18 protein-coding genes are annotated in these 19096 nt (G+C 59.2%); 11 read left to right on the forward strand and 7 right to left on the reverse strand.

Going from position 1 to position 19096, the window contains the following annotated elements:
- Positions 1 to 215 precede the first annotated feature (215 nt).
- Together HX817_RS04435 and HX817_RS04440 are read left to right on the forward strand one after the other, a co-directional pair.
- Positions 216 to 1121, forward strand: a complete 906-nt coding sequence (locus HX817_RS04435; protein ID WP_177039858.1) for a LysR family transcriptional regulator — start codon at positions 216 to 218, stop codon at positions 1119 to 1121.
- Positions 1122 to 1228: 107 nt separating this feature from the next.
- Positions 1229 to 2023 (forward strand): class II aldolase/adducin family protein, encoded by a 795-nt coding sequence (locus HX817_RS04440; protein WP_010171950.1) that lies wholly within the window; start codon positions 1229 to 1231, stop codon positions 2021 to 2023.
- Positions 2024 to 2064: 41 nt separating this feature from the next.
- Here the strand turns inward: HX817_RS04440 and HX817_RS04445 are convergent, their stop codons facing one another.
- The 4 genes from HX817_RS04445 to HX817_RS04460 all read right to left on the reverse strand — a co-directional run bounded on the left by HX817_RS04445 (position 2065) and on the right by HX817_RS04460 (position 7360).
- Positions 2065 to 4530, reverse strand: coding sequence for a TonB-dependent receptor (locus HX817_RS04445; RefSeq protein ID WP_177039859.1), 2466 nt, complete (start codon positions 4528 to 4530; stop codon positions 2065 to 2067).
- A 118-nt stretch (positions 4531 to 4648) separates the two neighbouring features.
- Positions 4649 to 5638 carry a FecR domain-containing protein gene (locus tag HX817_RS04450; protein ID WP_371317767.1) on the reverse strand — a complete coding sequence of 330 codons (990 nt, stop codon included), beginning with the start codon at positions 5636 to 5638 and terminating at the stop codon, positions 4649 to 4651.
- A 5-nt stretch (positions 5639 to 5643) separates the two neighbouring features.
- Positions 5644 to 6153 carry a sigma-70 family RNA polymerase sigma factor gene (locus HX817_RS04455; RefSeq protein WP_177008630.1) on the reverse strand — a complete coding sequence of 170 codons (510 nt, stop codon included), beginning with the start codon at positions 6151 to 6153 and terminating at the stop codon, positions 5644 to 5646.
- 118 nt (positions 6154 to 6271) lie between these two features.
- Positions 6272 to 7360 (reverse strand): LLM class flavin-dependent oxidoreductase, encoded by a 1089-nt coding sequence (locus HX817_RS04460; RefSeq protein WP_177008629.1) that lies wholly within the window; start codon positions 7358 to 7360, stop codon positions 6272 to 6274.
- Between the two features lie 250 nt (positions 7361 to 7610).
- Here HX817_RS04460 and HX817_RS04465 point away from each other — a divergent pair, with 250 nt between their 5' ends.
- The 4 genes from HX817_RS04465 (at position 7611) to HX817_RS04480 (ending at position 10918) form a co-directional block, all read left to right on the forward strand.
- A complete protein-coding gene (locus HX817_RS04465) occupies positions 7611 to 8474 on the forward strand; it encodes an ABC transporter permease (RefSeq protein WP_003211316.1) in 864 nt (287 codons plus the stop codon).
- Between the two features lies 1 nt (position 8475).
- Positions 8476 to 9243, forward strand: coding sequence for an ABC transporter ATP-binding protein (locus HX817_RS04470; protein WP_177039860.1), 768 nt, complete (start codon positions 8476 to 8478; stop codon positions 9241 to 9243).
- Entirely contained in the window at positions 9236 to 10225 is a 990-nt protein-coding gene (locus tag HX817_RS04475; RefSeq protein WP_177039861.1) for an ABC transporter substrate-binding protein, read from the forward strand. The genes HX817_RS04470 and HX817_RS04475 overlap by 8 nt, the downstream gene beginning before the upstream one ends.
- A 69-nt stretch (positions 10226 to 10294) precedes the next feature.
- Positions 10295 to 10918 (forward strand): hypothetical protein, encoded by a 624-nt coding sequence (locus HX817_RS04480; RefSeq protein ID WP_087694216.1) that lies wholly within the window; start codon positions 10295 to 10297, stop codon positions 10916 to 10918.
- Here HX817_RS04480 and HX817_RS04485 read toward each other — a convergent pair.
- The 3 genes from HX817_RS04485 to rfaH form a co-directional block, all read right to left on the reverse strand.
- Complete coding sequence (locus tag HX817_RS04485) at positions 10870 to 11217, reverse strand: hypothetical protein (RefSeq protein WP_134326346.1); 348 nt, start codon at positions 11215 to 11217, stop codon at positions 10870 to 10872. The two genes, HX817_RS04480 and HX817_RS04485, sit on opposite strands and share 49 nt — an antisense overlap.
- Positions 11214 to 11522 (reverse strand): hypothetical protein, encoded by a 309-nt coding sequence (locus tag HX817_RS04490; RefSeq protein WP_023658750.1) that lies wholly within the window; start codon positions 11520 to 11522, stop codon positions 11214 to 11216. The genes HX817_RS04485 and HX817_RS04490 overlap by 4 nt, the downstream gene beginning before the upstream one ends.
- 120 nt (positions 11523 to 11642) lie before the next feature.
- Positions 11643 to 12152, reverse strand: coding sequence for a transcription/translation regulatory transformer protein RfaH (gene rfaH / locus HX817_RS04495; RefSeq protein ID WP_003211330.1), 510 nt, complete (start codon positions 12150 to 12152; stop codon positions 11643 to 11645).
- Between the two features lie 232 nt (positions 12153 to 12384).
- On the opposite strand from rfaH, the gene HX817_RS04500 reads away from it, so the two are divergent.
- The 5 genes from HX817_RS04500 to HX817_RS04520 all read left to right on the forward strand — a co-directional run bounded on the left by HX817_RS04500 (position 12385) and on the right by HX817_RS04520 (position 19081).
- The gene (locus HX817_RS04500) at positions 12385 to 12825 is read left to right on the forward strand and encodes a low molecular weight protein-tyrosine-phosphatase (RefSeq protein ID WP_032899408.1); all 441 of its coding nucleotides are present in this window, start codon (positions 12385 to 12387) and stop codon (positions 12823 to 12825) included.
- A 45-nt stretch (positions 12826 to 12870) separates the two neighbouring features.
- Positions 12871 to 15099: a polysaccharide biosynthesis tyrosine autokinase gene (locus tag HX817_RS04505; RefSeq protein ID WP_177039862.1), complete on the forward strand. Its 2229-nt coding sequence runs from the start codon at positions 12871 to 12873 to the stop codon at positions 15097 to 15099.
- Between the two features lie 105 nt (positions 15100 to 15204).
- Positions 15205 to 16476 carry a DUF6369 family protein gene (locus tag HX817_RS04510; protein ID WP_023658751.1) on the forward strand — a complete coding sequence of 424 codons (1272 nt, stop codon included), beginning with the start codon at positions 15205 to 15207 and terminating at the stop codon, positions 16474 to 16476.
- Positions 16473 to 17933, forward strand: coding sequence for an oligosaccharide flippase family protein (locus HX817_RS04515; protein WP_177022021.1), 1461 nt, complete (start codon positions 16473 to 16475; stop codon positions 17931 to 17933). The genes HX817_RS04510 and HX817_RS04515 overlap by 4 nt, the downstream gene beginning before the upstream one ends.
- Positions 17930 to 19081: a polysaccharide pyruvyl transferase family protein gene (locus HX817_RS04520; protein ID WP_134326349.1), complete on the forward strand. Its 1152-nt coding sequence runs from the start codon at positions 17930 to 17932 to the stop codon at positions 19079 to 19081. Before HX817_RS04515 ends, HX817_RS04520 begins: the two co-directional genes overlap by 4 nt.
- Positions 19082 to 19096 lie beyond the last annotated feature (15 nt).

Genomic DNA, 19096 nt, shown 5'->3' on the forward strand with positions numbered 1-19096 from the left:
TTCCATCGTGGGTGGTTCGTGGTGATGGGTTTATCTAAGCATAATGTTTATAGTTAATATGCTATTTTTTAATGATTAGGTTATAGCGGAAAGTAATTTAGAACCGGTTTGAATAGCGTTAGACGTTATCGATCCGCGGGTTGGGCTATCCAGCCACCGTTTATGGAACTATGCTTTTCACACATCTTAATGACTGTTCTCTATGTGCGGCCCAAATGAAAATTGACGATATCGATGCCTTTGTCGAAGTGATTCGTTGCCAGTCCATCAGCCATGCCGCCGAGTCGCTGCAACTGACCCAGCCGGCCATTACCCGTCGCGTGCAGAACTTCGAGCAGGCGCTGGGGGTGGAGTTGTTCGACCGCAACACCAAGCCGCTCAAGCCTACTTTGATCGGAACGCGGGTGTATGAACAGTGCCGTTCGATCCTTCGGGAAATGGACGCCCTGCGGGAACTGGTGGCCACCGACGCGCCGCCCACCGGCCTGCTGCGCCTGGGGGTGCCGCAGACCATTGGCGACGTGGTGTTGCTGGACGCCCTCAAGCACCTGCGCAGTGAATTCCCCGAGCTGCGGGCTCAGGTGGCTACCGGCTGGGGCAGCCAACTGGTGGGCAAGATCGAGCGCGGCGAACTGGACGCGGCGGCGGCGCTGTTTCCGGCGGGCAAGATCTTCCCGGACAACATCGTCGGCGAGTCCATCGGCAAGATGGAACTGGTGGTGGTGTGTGCCAAGGCCCAACTGCCGAAGAAGCCCTGCAAGCTGGCGGACGTGTACCAGAATGGCTGGATCCTGAACCCGGATGGCTGCGGTTTCCGTGCCGGGTTGCAACGCACCCTGTCGGACCAGGGCCTGGCGTTGCGGGTCAACCTGGAGACCTTCGGCACCGAGCTGCAACTGGGCCTGGTGGCTGACGGCCTGGGCCTCGGCCTGGTGCCACGCCCGCTGCTGGAGCGCAGTGCCCATCGCGATCAACTGGCGGCCATGCCACTGAAGGACTTCAAGCCGGTGATGGACCTGTGGCTGATCTACCCGCATTTCCTGGGCAACCTGCAAGGGCCGGTGGACGCGTTTGGCAAGCTGGTGACGGCGTCGTTGCACAAGGTGCGCAATGCGGCGTGATATGAAAAAAAATAATAATTAGCTTAGATTAAAATGTGCTTTTTATTATTTTTGGTCATCCCCTAGGCTTGCCTGGAAGTCCTTAAGGCCATCCAGGAAGTTTTGCCATGAGCAGCGTCACCTCGATCTCCAGTGTCTCGAACAACGTCCGCCAGCGGGTTACCCCGGAAGAGTGGGAGGTGCGCGTTAAACTTGCGGCGGCCTATCGATTGGCGGCCTTGTACAAGTGGACCGACCACATCTACACCCACTTCTCCGCCCGGGTGCCGGGGCCTGAGGAGCATTTCCTGATCAATGCCTACGGGCTGTTGTTCGATGAGATCAGCGCTTCGAATCTGGTCAAGGTGGATATCGACGGCACGATTGTCGATGACCCTACGGGCCTGGGGATCAACTATGCGGGCTATGTGATCCACAGCGCTATCCATGCGGCTCGCCACGATTTGCAGGCCGTGCTGCATACGCATACGCGCGACGGTATTGCGGTGTCGGCGCAGAAGGACGGGTTGTTGCCGATCTCCCAGCATTCCATCGGGTTTTCCGGGCGCGTTGCGTACCACGGGTATGAAGGTGTGGCCCTTGACCTGGATGAGCGTGAGCGGTTGGTGGCGGACCTGGGGGACAAGAGTGTGATGATCTTGCGCAACCATGGATTGCTGACGGCGGGGGTGAGTGTGGAGCATGCGTTCCAGCAGCTGCAGGGGCTGGAGCGGGCGTGCAATATCCAGATTGCGGCGCAGGCGGGGGGGAATGCCGAGTTGATCTTTCCGCCGGCGGAGGTGGTGGCCAAGGTGGAGAAGCAGGCAGAAGTGTTCAAGAGCGGGGATGGGCCGGGGGTGGCGCGGCACTGGAATGCGTTGATTCGGCAGCTGGAGCGCAGCGATACCGATTACAAGAACTGATCGATGCGGTGAGAGAGACTGCTCCCTCACCGCAGGTCGGGTCAGAAGCTGTACTTGGCGGTCACCGTGAAATTGCGTGGATCGCCGTACACGTCATACGGACTCCAGGTGCTGTTGCTGGCGATGCCCTGATAGTACTTTTTGTCGAACAGGTTGTTGACGTTCAGCCGGGTATCGAGGTGTTGATTGACCTTGTAGCCCACCATCAATCCCACCAGTGCATAGGCCTCCTGTTCGATATGGTAGGGGCCGAAACTTGAGTTGCTGCCCTTGTTGAACATGCTGCTCTGGCCATACAGGTTGGCGCCGACACGCCACTGATCCAGCTCCCCTGGCAGGGTGTACACGGTGTTCAACTTGAACATATGGCGTGGCAGGTCGGTGTCGAACAGGCGGCCCTCCTTGGTGCGATCGGCGTCCTTGCGGTACTTGGCCTGGGCGAAGGTGTAGCCGGCGCCCACTTGCCAATCAGGGGTCAGGGCGCCGATCAGTTCCAGGTCGATACCCTGGCTGCGGACCTTGCCGGCGGCTTCGTAGCAGTACACACCGTCGTTGCTGCGCGCGCACTGGGACTGGCTGTCGAGCAAGGCCGCGCGGTTTTCCTGGTCGATCTGGAAGAGCGCGGCACTGGCATTGAGCGCGCCGCCGAAGTATTCACCCTTGATACCTATTTCGTAGTTCTTGCCTTCGATCGGCTTGATCACCGAGTTGTCGTTGGCGACCTCGCTTTGCGGCATGAAAATGTCGGTGTAGCTGGCGTAGACCGAGTGGTGCTCGTCCAGTTCATAGATCACGCCCGCGTAGCGCGTCAGGTTGCGGGTGACCTTGTATTGGCTGTTGGTGTAGTAACCGTCATTGATCTGGTTGTAGATCGAGGTGGTGTCGTACCAGTCCAGGCGTGCGCCGAGAATGACTTTCAGCGGGTCGGTGATGCTCCAGCGGGTGGTGATGTAGATGCCTTCCTGGTCGACTTTTTCATTCAGGTCGTAGCTGTCCGGAACACTGGGCTTGGGTACGCTGCGGGGGCTGAAGTTGATGATGTCGGCCACTGGAATGAAGGTGTTGCCGCCCTTGCCGCTGGTCTTGAGTTGGCGCTTGCTGGCACCCACGACCAGTTCATGCTGGCGCCCCAACAGGCTGAATGGTCCGCTGGCGTAGGCATCATAAGTGGACTGATCGTAGTTGCGGGTCTGGTTGAACACCCGCTGCTGGTAGGCGCCGTAGTGTTCCAGCACGGCACCGGTCAGCGCGAAGTCAGACCAGTTCTTTGACGCGGCCAGGTGCAGGCGCCAGTCATTGTCGAACCGGTGATCCAGCTCGGCAAATACGGTTTTGTTGTCGATGTCCTGGTGGCTCCAGCTATACCCAAAGGTCTTTGAACGGGAAAAGTTGGCATGGCTGCCGTCGCTGTTGACCGGTAACCCGCCCCAGTTGATGTTGTTGTTATCGTTCTGATCCGAAGCTCCCAGGGTCAGGGTGGTGCTGTCGCTCAGGTCGAACTCGCTGATGCCGTAGAACACCCCCCGTTCGCGGCCGGCGTAATCCTGGAAGCTGTCCTTGTCCTGGTACGCCCCGACAAACCGTCCACGCACGCTGGCGCTGTCGTTGAGGGGGCCGGACACGTCCAGCTCGGAGCGGTAATTGTCCCAGCTGCCGGCGCTGCCAGTGACGCTGGCCTGGAACTCCCGCGTCGGTCGCTTGCGCACCATGTTGATCGCCGCGGACGGGTTGCCGGCGCCTTGCATCAGACCGGTGGCGCCGCGCACGATTTCCACGTGGTCGTAGGGCGCCATGTCGGCAGCGGCGACCCAGTCGGCGTTGTAGGTGGTGGGCAATCCGTCGAACATCAGGTTGTTGATGGGGAAACCGCGGGAGAAATACTCACTGTTGGCCGGCCGTGCTGCGGACATGCGCAGCCCTGGGGTTGCCTGCACCACATCGTCGAGGCTGCGCATGCCCTGGTCGTCCATGCGTTGACGGGTGATGACGGTCACCGATTGCGGCGTTTCACGCAGCGACAGCGGCAGCTTGGTGGCGGTCTGCATTGAGCCTGTGGCGTAGGAGCCGGTATTTTCCGTGGTAGCACCCAGCCCCGTGGCATTGATGTTGGTGGCGCCGAGCTCCAGGGCACCAGTGCTGTCGGCCTCGGGCACCAGCACATAGCTGCCGTTGGTTTGCAGCGCGGCGGTGTAACCGCTGCCCGCCAGAATCCTCGCAAAGCCTTGGGCTACTGTGTAGGCACCCTCGAGGCCCGGACTGTTTTTGCCGGCGGTCAGGCTCGCGTTGGCGGACACCGCAATGGCTGCTTGCAATCCGAACTGGCCCAACACCTGGTCCAGCGGCCCTGCGCCGACCGCGAAGTGGATCTGCCTGTCTGCCGTTTGCGCCAGGGCTACCGGTGCGAGCACGCTTTGCGCAAGTACCGCGCCGCTGAACAGGACCAGGCTGAGGGTTGATGCACAGCGATGATTGCTGCTGCGTGGGCGAGGGGCGGAGCGGTCTTTCATGGCAGGTTTCCGGAGTCAGGAGGAGGGCTTTCCCGCCACTGCAATGAGCGGGAGTCGCCCATAAGCCAAACGAGAATGAAAAACCTGCGGCTTTTTTCAGTTTATTTTCATGGCAGGCTCACCGCGCGGTGAGGGTGACCCAATAACGCGTGCGCTGCTGCACCTTCACCGGGAGGCTCTGTTCAAGCATCGAGAAGATCTGCCCGGGATTGTTCAGCGGGTAAGAGCCGCTCAGTCGCAGGTCGGCGACCGCCGGTTCGCAGCGCAAAATGCCTGGCAGATACCGCGCCAGTTCCTGGGCGAAATCCTCCAGGCGCATGCGTTCGGCCACGATGAATCCGTCGATCCATGCCGTATCGTTCAGGTTGGCCGGTTGTGCCGGGTAGACGCGAGTGCTGCTGATCCAGGCCTGTGAGTGGGCGTCTACCACCAGCGCCTCGCCTCCTGCCTTGAGGCGGGCGGCGACCCGGCCGCTGCTGACGGACACCAGGGTTCCGTGCCCATCGTTTTCGCGCCGTACGGTGAACCGCGTGCCCAACGGCTGCAGGCGCGCTTCGGCGGTGTACACCAGCAAGGGGCGCCCGGCGGGGTCGCTGGCGGTGAGGATGTCGACTTCGCCTTGACGCAGGGTCAGGCGGCGTTCCTGGGTATCGTATTGCGCATCCAGCAGCGTTCGGGTGTTAAGCCAGATTTGTGTGCCGTCGCTCAGCGTGTGGTGGCGGCGTTCGCCGGTTGCGGTGTGGTAGTCGGCCAGGACGCTTTGTACCCAAAAGCTGTCACTGGCCTGCCAGGCGGTACCGCCCAACAAGCCGGCACCCAACACGAGTTTCAGCACCTGGCGACGATCACGCTCCAGGGTTCGGGTCTGTTGCAAGGTCTGGCGTGCCAGCGGGGTGCTCAGTTGCTGGCTGCGCCGTTGCAACTGTTGGGTGAGGGTGGTGAAGCGTTGCCAGGCGCGTTCGTGTTGGGGGTCGGCCTGGCGCCACTGTTGCAACTGTTCCTGCTGCTGGGGGCTGATCTCACCCGATTGCGCCAGGGTGAACCAGGCGACAGCCTGGTCACGCACGGATTCGGGGATGGGGTGTTCCTGATGATCCTGAACCGACACGGCGCTTACTCGAACTGGCTGGCATAGCAGAGGGCGAACGCTTTGCTCATGGACTTTTGCACCTTGTCCACACTCAGGCCCAGCTGGCTGCCGATCTGCTTGTAGGTCAGCCCGTCGAGCTGCGACAGCAGGAAGATCTCGCGCATGCCGGCGGGCATCCCATGCAGCAGTTCATCGACCTCCACCAGGGTTTCGATCAGCAGGTATTTGTCTTCCGGCGATATCTCCAGCGCTTGTGGTTGCTCGGCCAACACGTGTTGGTAAGCGCGCTCCACTGCCTGGCGGCGCCAGCGGTTGATCAGCAGGCTGTTGGCGATGGTGGCAAGGTAGGCCAGGGGCTGGCGCAATTCATTGACCGGACGCCGCGCACCGATGATTCGCACGAATGTGTCCTGGGCAAGATCATCGGCATCGGCGGTTTCGTGCAGGCGTTTGCGCAACCAGTTTTTCAACCACCCACTGTGTTCAAGGTAGAGGTGTTCGACGTCCTGTTCGAAACTGCTGCGGTTGTTCATGGAATGCGGGTGCCAGCTAGTGATTGATAATTATTCTCAACTTTAGCGTGGCGAGAGGGTTGGATGCAATCAGCGATTTTCTCTGCGGGAGCTGCGTGGGCAGCTCCTTCAGGTGGTTTCAGGCGACTTTTTCCGCCGCCTGGCGTTCCCGTTCAGCCACCAACTGCCGGGTCAGTGGAATCAGCCGCTTGCCGTAATCGATCGCATCATTGAGCGGGTCAAACCCACGAATCAAAAACGTCGTGATACCCAGGTCGTAATAATCCAGCAACGCCTCGGCCACTTGATCGGCCGTACCCACCAGCGATGTAGAGTTACCCTGGGCCCCCAGCAACCCCGCAATCCCGGTCCACAACCGCTTATCCAACCGCGACCCCTGGGCCGCCGCCGCCAACAGCCGCCGCGACCCCTCATTCGGCGGTTCACGCCTCACAAACCCATTCTTCTGCGCCAGCGCCGTCGCCTGCTCCAGGATGCTGTCCGCACGCTCCCAAGCCAGCGCTTCAGTCTCTGCCAGAATCGGCCGCAACGACAAACTGAAGCGAACCGTACGCCCATGCCTGGCCGCCTCAGCCCGCACCTGGGTGACCACTTCCTTCACCTGCTCGTAGGTCTCACCCCACAGCGCATACACATCCGCATGCTTGCCCGCCACCGCAATGGCCGCCGCTGAAGACCCGCCAAAATACAACGGTATATGCGGCTGCTGCGGCGACTTCACCGTCGAAAACGCACCCTCGTACCGGTAGTAAGTGCCGTGATGGTCGAAGGGCTTTTCACTGGTCCATTCCTGCCGCACCACGCTCAAGTACTCGTCGGTGCGCGCATAACGCTCATCCTTGTCGATATGACTGCCATCGGCCCGCAGTTCACGGTCGTCGCCGCCGGTGATGATGTGCACCGCGGTGCGCCCGCCGTTGAACACATCCAGCGTGGCGAACTGCCGCGCAGCGAGGGTGGGTTGGACGAAGCCGGGCCGGTGGGCAATCAGGAACTGCAGCTTTTTCGTCACGCTGGCCGCATGGGCAGCGATCAACGTACTGTCCGGGCTGTTGGAATGGAAGGCCACCAGCGCGCGGTCGAAGCCGGCCTCTTCGTGGGCGCGGGCCACGGTCTCCACGTAGTCGGGCTGCAAGGTCGGGCCGCTGCGAGGGTGGATCTCGGAGGCGTGGTGGCCGCCGATATAGCCGATAAATTCGATGCTCATGGTCAGTCCTTGTTGAGGGCAGGAATAAAGCTGCTATCGAAAATAGGGGCCGCACCCGGGCCTGTAAAATGCCGATTGGTTCTATCCTAATTATAAAAATACAGAATCATAGTTTTAGATCGTTATCAGTAATGCGCATTTTAATCGTATTAGGTTATTCCCAAATAGAATTTCACTGAGGTTTTTTATGCGAATAGCATGAAACCGCAGCGGCGCTCCTGGCCGTGTTCTTGATGAGGAAGGAAGCCCGATGACTGAAAAGTCCCTTAACGCCAGTTCGTTTTCCGTCGACAAGGCCGAGGGTCAAGCCGGCGTTGCATCCCGTTTGATTCCGCGCTGGCTGCGCAACTGGCGCACCCCCGATGTGTTGCTGCGGCTGGTCAGCCCGATTGTGTTGCTGTTGCTGTGGGAACTGGCCTCCGAGCTGGGCTTGATCCCGGCACGGATCATCGCCGCGCCTTCTCAGATTGGCGGCACCCTGTGGGCAATGATCGTCTCCGGAGAGCTGGGCAAGCACCTGCTGGTGTCCCTGCAACGGGCGCTGCTGGGCTTGAGCATTGGCGTGAGTATCGGGGTGGTGGCCGCGTTGATCACCGGCCTGTCGAAGCGCGGCGAGGTAATCCTCGACTCACCGATGCAGATGCTGCGCACCATTCCTTCCCTGGCACTGGTGCCGTTGTTCATCCTCTGGTTTGGCATCGGCGAGTTCACCAAGATCGCACTTATCGTTACCGGCACCACCTTTCCGGTGTACCTCAACCTGTTCGCCGGCATCCGCAACATCGACCCCAAACTGATCGAGGCCGCCAACACCCTCGGCCTCAACCGTCGCGAGCTGATCTGGCACGTGATCCTGCCGGGCTCGTTGCCTTCGTTTTTTGTCGGCCTGCGCTATTCCCTGGGCATCTCCTGGCTGGCCCTGGTGTTTGTCGAGCAAATCAACACCACCGCCGGTATCGGCTACCTGGCCAGTGATGCGCGGGACTTCATGCGCACCGACGTGATCGTGATTTGCCTGTTGATCTATAGCGTGCTGGGCCTGCTGATCGACGGCTTGATCCGCACCCTGGAACGTTTTGCCCTGGCCTGGCGCCCATCGTTTGTGAGGAACTGACATGTCGATTCTCGAAGCTTCAACAGCACCGGTGCAGTTGCGCAATGTGGTGCGCCAGTTCGGCCAGCAGCGGGTCATCGACGGCCTGGACCTGGATATCGCCCCGGGGGAGTTCGTTGCGTTGCTGGGCGCCAGCGGTTCCGGCAAGACCACCTTGCTGCGCAGCCTCGCGGGCCTGGACAGCATCGACAGCGGCCAGTTGCGCGTGCCCAAGGCCCGGGCGGCGGTGTTCCAGGAGCCGCGCCTGATGCCGTGGAAGCGCGCCTGGAAAAACGTGATTCTCGGCCTGCGGGTTCCCGACGCCAAGGCCCGTGCGGTGCAGGCGTTGACGGAAGTCGGGCTGGCCCATCGGCTGGAGGCGTACCCGGCGACCCTCTCCGGCGGCGAGGCCCAGCGCGTGGCATTGGCCCGCGGCCTGGTGCGCGAGCCCAAGCTGCTGTTGCTCGACGAACCGTTCGCCGCGCTGGATGCGCTGACCCGCATCAAGATGCATCGCCTGATCATCGAACTCTGGCGCAAACACACGCCGGCCGTGTTGCTGGTGACCCACGACGTCGACGAAGCGATCCTGCTGGCCGACCGCGTGATCGTGCTGGCGGAGGGCAAGATTGCCGAGCAACTGCGCATCGACCTGCCCCGTGCACGGGATACCGGCCAGGACGGTTTCCAGGCGATTCGCGCCCGCTTGCTGAGCCTGTTGGGGGTTGAAGTGGACGCCCCGGCCTCCCAGCCTGCGAACGCCAGCGTCAGGCGGTTTGCCCATGGTTGAATTCAGAACCCTTTGCCTGTTGGCGGCTGCACTGCTGATGGGCGGCTGCGACAAAGCCGCTGAAGCGCCGAAGTCTGCATCGGATCTGTCGGGTGTGACCCTGATCCTCGGTGACCAGGCCAAGGGCTTGCGTACGGTGGTGGAGGCCGCACACGCCCTGGATGGCATCGACTACAAGGTCCAGTGGGCCAACTTCCAGGGCGCCGCGCCGCTGTTCGAAGCCTTGCGCGCCGGCGCCGTGGACCTCGGCCCGGCCGGGGATACACCGGTGCTGGCGGCTGCCACCGGAGGCACGCCGCTGCGTATCGTTGCGGTGCGCCGCAGTCAGGCGCGCAGCATTGCGATCCTGGTGCCGCCCGATTCACCGATCCACAGCGTGGCCGATCTGAAAGGACGCAATGTGGTGGTGTCGTCGGCCCGTGGGAGCATTTCCCAGTACCTGCTGATCCGCGCCCTGGCGAATGCCGGCGTGGATGAAAAGGACGTCAACGTCGGCTTCGTGCTGCCCACCGATGCATTACCTGCGTTCAACGCCGGCAAGATCGAAGCCTGGGCGACCTTCGGGGTGTACCAGGCGTTCGCCGAACAGCAGGGCGCGCGGGTGCTGATCAGCGGGGAGGGCATCAATACCGGCCTGACGTTTATTACCGCGTCCGATGAAGTGCTCACCGACCCGCTCAAGCGCCAGGCGTTGCGTGACGTTTTGCAGCGGTTCGCCAAGGCTTTTGAATGGGCGCAGCAGAACCCCGAGGAATACGCACGGGTGTTTGCCACGGTCAACGATATCCCGCTCAAGGTTTCACAGTTGCTGCGCACATGGGGTGATGAGTCGCTGCTGCCGGTAGAGGAGCGGGATGTGCAGGCGTTGCAGCAGGTGGATGATTTGTTTGTGGAAAAGAAGATTTTCCCGCACCGGGTAGAGGTACGGAAACTGACGGATACCGAGGTGTTTTCGCCGCAATCGCTGGCTGGCACGCCCTGAAGTCGTTGTGTTTTGCCCGGACCTGAGGTCTCATGGGTCCGGGAAAAACTTGCGGGTAGGGAACAGCACTTGATACGGGAAGAACTGGCGCAATATGGCGGTATCACCGTCATGATTCCGGCCGCAGTGGTGATCGCCGTCTGGCTCTGGTATTCCCGGCCCCAGGCGGTCAAGTGGTGGCTGATGACCATCGCCTGCACCTATTCCATCGTGGCGTTCAGCAAGTTGCTGTTCAAGGGCTGGGGCGTGGCGCTCCAGCAGCTGGATATTGCGGTGCTCAGCGGTCACGCCATGAATACGTCGTTGATGGTGCCCGTGGCGATGAGCCTGGTGGCGCGCCGGGTCAACCCCGAGTGGCGCTGGCCCGCAGCTATCGCCGGGATGTTGATCGCCGGCTGGTTCAGTGCCTATTGCGTGGCACCCTATATTCACCCACTCAACGAAGCACTGGCCGGTGGCTTTTTGGGCGGCATGGCGGCACTGGCGTTTCTGTGGCGCCTTGAGGTGGTTGAAGTGCGGGTTTCCCCATCGTTGATCGGTGGGGGAATGGTGATCCTGTTGTTAAGTGCGATGGCACCCAAGTACAACGCCGAGAAGCTGCTCAACCATGTGGCAGTGGCCGTATCAGGTGCCGACCAGGCCCATCAGGAGCCTTCCTGGCGGGCCTCTTCCATGCAGTTGAACGCCGAGTAAGTGGCCAGGTCTAGGGCCAGGTTACTTTCCACCAGCAGCTCCAGCAGCACCGTCTGGCAATTGAAGCGCCGGGCATCGCCACGGCGCTGCGAACGCTTCATCTGCTTGAACAACGTGTCGGTTATGTCCTGCGGTGAGTTGCCGCGCAACTGATCCAGCCAGTGGGACATGATCCGGGTGTTGTGCGCATATTGCTCCGCCGGCAGTTGTTCGTGCGGTGCCAGGCCCACGAAACCTTCAAACGTGTTCGTCAGCCTTTTCAAGGCGTAGGCCCGTTTCAGATCCTCATAAATGCTCATGGCCGCTCCTCGGTGCAGGAAATATTCGCCAATAGTTCGGCCGTCTTCATTTGCATCAGGTGGCTGTCGCCGCGGCTCTCCACGCACAGGCAGATGGACAGGGGATTGCTCACCTGCAACTTGAAGCGCCAGTCGGCGAACACCATTGAAAGCCCGGTACAGGATTCGTCACTGTCCAGGGAATGGCCGGCGTATAACACCTGCATGCGTTCTACAACGGTGGTTGAACTATTAACCTTGACGTGAATGTTTCCCGAAGAAGGAAACAGGCCGATACGCTCTACCAATAGCTTTGAACTTTTCATGGCCGTCCCTCGCTGTTAATTCACGTATTACTTTATTCTCAAGAGGTGAAAAAGTAAGCGGATGTTATTTTTAGTCTGTTATTAAGTTGAATGTTATTTCTTGTCTGTTCAGCGCCGCTATCAGTCACTTCTTTGCACTCGGCTGATTTCTGCCAATGGCAAGTTGATGCGCTGTTCCCGTTGCAGGAAGTTCATCAGCAACACCACCCGTTCCTCACCGTCCATGGCCAGGAAGACCGCTTCAAGTTCGGCAAACGGCCCTTCATTGATGCGCACGCTTTCGCCGGGCTGCAACAGGGCGCTCACCACGGCCTGGTGATCGCGCTCCTGGAGTTCGTCCACCAGCGTGTCGCTGATGGGCAACGGGTGCGCGCCGAATGCCACCACCCGCGACACACCGCGGGTCGAGCGCAGTGAGCTCCAGCTGTCCTGCTGGCTCATTTGAATAAACAGATAGCCGGGGAACAACGATTCACGGGTGGTCCTGCGCTGGCCCTTCAACAGCCGTTCGCGTTTATAGGTAGACCGGAAGCAGGTATAGCCCTGGCGCTGGAGGTGCTCCTCGGCGCGCTCGTCCTGCCGGGATTTGCACTGGACCAGGTACCAGGCTTTGTTGGCATTTGCGCTCATGGGCGTTCCTCTTCCTATATAAGACGATACGTGACAAGGCTGTAATTTAAAGCCGGTGGGAGTGACGAAGTAATGAATGTTATAAATTGTCGGGTTGAAGGCGGTGGTTGTTATTTTTCGTCCGGAGATAATTTTGGGGGAAGTAAGGGTTACGTGTTAATAAATACTGCCGTGAAGTAATGAAGTTGAAGAGGTTGCTTCATGGGGTAATGGATGGCCCGGGGATAGTGCCTTGTTTAAAAGAGTGTTGATTGTCTGTATTGGCAATATTTGCCGTAGTCCCACCGCGGAAAGTCTTTTGCGTGGCGCACTCCCGTGCTCCGATATCAAGATCAGTTCTGCAGGTATTGCCGCGTTGGTCGGCAAGCCGATTGAAACCACCGCCCGTGCGGTACTCGAAGCCCACGGTCATCCGGCCGACAAGCACCAGGCCACCCAGTTGGCGCCACAGGCGATCAGTGAAGCCGACCTGATCCTGGTCATGGAACGACAGCACATCAATGCCGTACTCAGCATGGCGCCCGAGGCACGAGGCAAGGTCTTGCTGCTGGGCAAATGGCAAAACGAGCGAGAGATCAGCGACCCGTACCGTCAAGGCAAGGCCGCGTTTGTGCACGCTTATGCGTTGATCGAAGAAGCTGTAAACGCATGGGCGCAGCGTCTTGCACGCTGATCGCCACTACTTTTTGAATCGAAATAAAGGCTAAGAATCCGACTTATGCAGCAAACGCCAGCAGTCACCGTACAGGAAGACGATAACGGGGAGATTGATCTCCTCGGTCTGTTTGGAACACTGATCGACCATAAATGGCTGATCGCTGCGGTGACCGGTGCCTTTATGGTCACTGGCGTCGCCTATGCGGTGCTGGCAACCCCGGTCTACCAGGCGAATGCCCTGCTGCAGGTCGAAGCGAAAAAGAACGACTTGCTGGGCTTCTCGGACATCGGCGGGATGCTGGGCAAGGAGTCGCCGTCGGCCACCGAGATCGAGCTGATCCAGTCCCGCTACGTGATTGGCAAAACCGTCGACAACCTGAAACTCGATATCGTCGTACAGCCGATGTACTTCCCGGTAGTGGGTGAGTTCCTGGCGCGCCGCTTCCAGAAGGCCAACCCCGGTGCAATCGCCGAGCCGCTGCTGGGCCTGGACAGCTTCGCCTGGGGCGGCGAGTCGCTGAAGATCTTCAAGCTGGACCTGCCCGACGGGCAATTGGGCAAAAAGCTGACCCTGACCGTGGGTGAAAACGCGCACTACACCCTGGTGGATGAAGATGACCAGGTGCTGGCGGCCGGCGAGGCCGGGCAGCCGTTCGAGCAAAATGGCGTGGCATTCCAGATTGAAGAACTGCGCGCCAAGCCCGGCACGCGTTTCCGGGTGATCCGCAATGCGCGACTGACCAGCATCCTCGACTATCAGGAGAACCTGGATGTGGTCGAGCGAGGGAAGGAGTCGGGCATGATCGGCCTGGCGCTGGAAAGCACCGAGCCGGACCAAGCGATCAAAATCCTCAATCAGATCGCGGCGATCTACGTGCGGCAGAACGTGGAGCGCACCTCGGCTGAGGCGGCGCAAAGCCTGGCGTTTCTCAAGGAGCAACTGCCGGAGGTCAAGAAGGACCTGGAAAAAGCCGGGAAGGCCTTGAATGAATACCAGACCCGCAGCAAGTCGGTGGACATCACCCTGGAAACCAAGGCGATTCTCGACCAGATCGTGGGCCTCGATACCAGCATCTCCGAGCTGAAGCTGCAACAGGCCGAGATGGACCGCAAGTTCACCCGCCAGCATCCCGCGTATCGCGCATTGCTGACCCAGATCGGCGAGCTGACCAGCAAGCAGCAGAGCCTGGCGAGCCGGGTCGAGAGCCTGCCTTCCACCCAGCAGGAGCTGCTGAGCCTCACCCGGGATGTCGAGGTCGGCACGGCCATTTACACCCAGTTGCTCAACAAGTCCCAGGAACTCGATGTGATGCGCGCGGGCACCGTGGGCAACGTGCGCCTGATCGACACCGCAGACGTCAATTTCTTCAAGCCGATCAAGCCGAAAAAGATCCTCATCGTGCTGATCGCGACGCTGCTGGGCGGCTTCCTGGCGGTGACCCTGGTGCTGCTGCGCAAGGCGCTGAACCGTGGCCTGGAAAGCCCCGAGGCCATCGAGCAACTGGGCTTGCCGGTGTACGCGTCGATTCCGTACAGCACGCTGCAAAAGGTCGAAGAAGACAAAATCACCCGCGGGCGTGGGCGTGCCGATGCCGGTTCTTCATTGCTGGCCATCAGTCACCCCACGGACCTGGCAGTGGAGGCCTTGCGCAGTTTGCGCACCAGTTTGCACTTCGCGATGCTCGAGGCGCCGAATAACCGGATCATGATTTCCGGCCCCAGCCCCGAGGTGGGTAAAACCTTTGTCTCGGTGAACCTGGCGGCGGTCATCGCGCAAACCGGGCAGCGCGTGTTGTTGATTGACGTGGATATGCGACGGGGCTACCTGCACAAAGTGCTGGGTGTGCCGGCCAAGGATGGGCTTTCCGACATCCTCTCCAATCAATGCACCCTTGAATCCGCCATCCACAAAACCGCCATTGAAAACCTCGACATCATCAGCCGCGGGCAAATACCGCCGAATCCTTCCGAGCTGCTGATGCACCGCAACCTGACCGAGCTGTTGGCGCAGGTCAGCGAACGGTATGACCTGGTGATTCTGGATACGCCACCGCTCTTGGCCGTGACCGACGCAGCCATCGTGGGACGGCAATCGGGGACCAACCTGATCGTCACCCGCTATGGCTTGAACCCGGCAAAAGAGATCGAGCACACCATGCGCCGATTTGCCCAGAACGGCATCGTGCTCAGGGGCGCGATCTTCAACGGCGTTGAAAAGAAAGCGTCGGCCAAATATGGCTACGGCAACTACGGGTATTACCAGTACGAATACCAGGCTGATCGGAGCTGATTCACCACTGTAATTGCAGGATAGAGGTCACGTTTTCAGGAAATGAACGAAAAATCCTGGGGCGGTAGCGTGCCAAATTCAAATCAGCATAAAGAATACCCAGCCATGTTTTACCTGTTATCCCTTATCGCGCTGTCAGCGGGTTTGCTCGCGGCGAAAAATCCAAAATACTCAATCGTAGTGTTCGGGATAATGCTGGCTGTTATTCCCACGGGTAACTCCTACAGCGAAATAATCTCGCTCAAGGGTATCTACTTCTTTGACTTTTATATCGTCGGCGGGCTGGGCGCACTGCTGATCCGGCAGGTGGCTACACAGAAGAAACAATTGACGGTGCCAGGCGGCCTGCTTTTTGGGTGCGGGCTGTATGTGGTGTTACTCGCCTGCGGCCTGCTGGAGTCCTCGAACAAGTACCTGTTGAAGGATGTTCGGCCGTTTATAATGATCCTGTCATTTATCGTGCTCTCGAACATCGCGACCCTTGCCGCAAAAACGCTGAAGTTGCAGACAGTGCTCCTGCTATTGATCGCGATGACCGCCTTCAATGTGCTGGACATTGCCTGGTTACGCTTGGGCTTGTACAAGTTTCAAGACGTCTACTATGAAGAAAACGCCTACCGCTACCTGGACGGCGGTACGTACGCCGCCGTGGCCTATCTGATTTATTACTTCATAGACCCACGGCTGTTCGAACACAGGAAAAAGCTCGCAAGCATTTGCCTGGCCACTTCATTCATCTGTTTGTTCATTGCCAACTCTCGCTTCATCTTTGTCTCGGTGTTTGCGGCGATCATCATCCACCAATACACCCGGCCGGCCCGCATGATAGGCGTTGCCCTGGCCGGGGCGGTGGTGCTGATGGCGTTCATTGGCATCAGCAATATGATCGGGGCTGATCGAATCAATGATGGTTTGTCGTCCGAAGGCATGGCCGCCCAATTGGCCACGCGCTTCAGCCCGGCGCTGGAGTTGATCCGCGGCATGAACCCGCTGCATTACTTTGTGGGACTGGGCGCGGGCACGCCGTTCGAGATTCCCTGGTTCGAGTACCGTGGCCTCGATGACAAGAACTCGAATATCGACAGTGCCTACCTAACCTACTTCGTTAAGTACGGGCTGATCGGCGTGTACTTGCTGTACGTGTTCATTACCTCGATTACCCAGCACATGAACAGCCGGGTGGCGGTTTCGATCGCCATCTTTCTGGGGGTGATGTTCGTTGTCTCGGCCACGCCTTATCAGCCGTACGCCATCGGTATCGCGTATGGCGCGATTGTGCTGCGGGTCTGTTCCGAACACACCGCCAGGCAACGCAAAAAGATCCTCAAGCCTGACCAGCCGCTGATAACCACACCCTTGCAGGTGAATGCCGGATGAACAGCACACTGTTGAAAAAGTTCGTGTCCAGTACGGCATGGAGTTTCGTTTCTGCCGTGGCCACCAAAGTGTCGGTGGTCATCACCGGCATCCTGGTTGCCCGGGTATTGGGTGCGCAATCGTTTGGCGAGTATGGCTTGATCCAGAGCGCGATTGTGATGCTTGCCAACGTCGCCGCCCAAGCCACCACCACGGCGACGGCCAAGCATATCGGGCAGTTCAAGGAGACCTGTCCCGAGAAGACCGGCAGGGGCATCGCGCTGACGCTGCTGTTCTCGGTTGTGTTCAGCGGGATGATCATCGGGACAGCGCTGTTTTTCCCGCACTTTTTCTCCAGCGTTATCCTGGGGGCAGACAGCCTCAGCGCTGCATCGCTGATCGTATTGAGCACCATCACGTTGATTATCCTGTCGGGATGGACCCAGGGCTGCCTGACCGGTTGGGGCCAATACCGGACAATCGCGACCATCAACGGAATCATTGCGATTGTCGCGATTCCGGCGACGTACTTCCTGACCCTGCAGTTCCGACTCAACGGTGCGCTGCTGGGCTTGGCCGGTTCTCAATTGCTGATCGTGTTCTTCAGCGCACTGGCCTGCTGGAAGACATTGAAGGCCCGAAATACCACGCTGAGTTTCAAAGGTGCAATGACTGAAAAGCACGCAGTGCTGTCGGTTGGCCTGCCGGTATTGCTGACGGGGTTGATGGTCGCCCCGATGAACTGGTTCGCCAACAAGTTGCTGGCGGAAACAACTAACGGCCTTGCCGCATTGGGCATGTACGCCGCCGCGATGCAATGGAACGCGATCTTTTCCCATGTTTCCGTGGTGTTGGGCTCTGTGCTGGTGCCGATGCTGGCCGCCGCGCTGGGCGGTAAAAGCCGCAAGTTGGACGCCTTGAACTTTCTGTCGGGCTGGCTGGTGGTGTTGGTGATCATACAGCCGGTGATCATGTTCCCCGAGTTGCTGGCCAAACTGTATGGCAGCAGTTTCCTGGGGCGGGATTTTGAAGTGACATTAGTCCTGGTAATCCTGGGTTCGCTGCTCAGTGCATTCAAGTCCGGTATTTCAAGAAAAATGATCGTGATGAACCTGGCCTGGTTCAGTGTGATGAGTAACATTCTATGGGGAGTGTTATTCATTGCCGGAGCACTGTGGCTTCGGGAAGAAGGTGCAATCGGGATTGCCAAGGCATTTATCGGTTCGCAGTTTATTCACTTCCTGCTGGGACTGCCGTATTTCGTCTACAAGAAGATATTACCTCTGGAGTTGCTCGTATCTCCCAGGATCCTGATCTTGTGGACATTGCCTCTCATCAGTTTCATATCAAGCGCCTACGTCGAAAGTGTGCTGTATCGATTGATGATCATGGCGCTGATATTTATCTACATTCTCGCAACAACGTTTGCCTTGAATGCCGTGTTTAATGACCCCGTGGAAAATGGAAGCCCAGCATGAATGTCAGCAAAGTATATATCCGGGGGGCATACGGTCCTGGTAATTTGGGTGATGACGTATTAATGCTATGCGTGATCAATATTCTGAAAAAACGCTTTAAGGAATCGGATATAGCGGTGGGTGTCGATCATCCGCAGATCGCCAGGAACTTCAACCCGCGTATCAAGTGGCTGCACATCAAGGAGCCGGTCAAGGCTGACCTGGTGGTGTTGGGCGGTGGGGGCCAGTTCTTCTCGTTTATCCCACCGGCCAAAGAGGCGGCTGCCAACAAAGGCATCGTGGCGAAGCTGTGCAAGAGCATCAAGGCGCAGACCGACCTGAAGTCCACGCTTCTGCGTTTGTATGTCGGGTTGCGCGGTGGTGTCGACAGGATCTATTTCCACCGGCGCCTGGCAGCGTTCTGCATTGGCCTGGGCCCCTTCGATGGCGGCGGCAAGCTGCTGACCCGCGCCGTCAGCGTGATCAATCGCTGTGACTACATTTCCGTGCGGGACGGTACCAGCCAGCAGCATTGCAAGGCCTTCGGAAAGTCCGACGTCGAGGTGTACACCGACCCCAGCCTGCTTTCCGACCTGTGGATCTCCAGCAAAGACCTGGAGGTCGGCAGCCTCAAGAAGGGCAAGTACCTGTCCTTCATCCTGCGCGACTGGCCCCATGACGCGAACGGGCAACAGTTCATCAAGGCGATGGTCCAGGCCGCGGATGAGCTCGCCAAGCGTGGCGAGCAGGTACGCCTGGTCTCGCTGTACAAGGAACGTGACCAGCACCTGATCGACAAGTACCACACGTTCGAATGGTTGTGCTGGGACGCGGCGGGCGATACGCCAGAAACCTTCATGGCGAAACTGATCGTCGAGTCCGACGTGATCATCAGCGCCCGTGCACACGGTGTACTGCTGCCGGCTTCCCTGGGCTTTCCCACCATCGCGGTTGAAATCGAAAACAAGCTGAAAAAAGTCCATGAAATGCTGCCGCAGGGCACCCGGCTGGTCAGCACCCCAGACCCTGAGGTGATCAAGGCCACCATCAGCGAATTCCGGCAATCCAAGGCGCAAATGGCCGAGCACCTCAAGCAGGAGATCGCCCAGCGTTCTTCCCTTGCGCAAAAAGCGGTCGACGACTTTTTGAAATGGGTCGATGAAAAATAAAGTGGAGGGGCAACC

This window comes from Pseudomonas sp. C6002, assembly GCF_013385805.1.
Taxonomy (GTDB): domain Bacteria; phylum Pseudomonadota; class Gammaproteobacteria; order Pseudomonadales; family Pseudomonadaceae; genus Aquipseudomonas.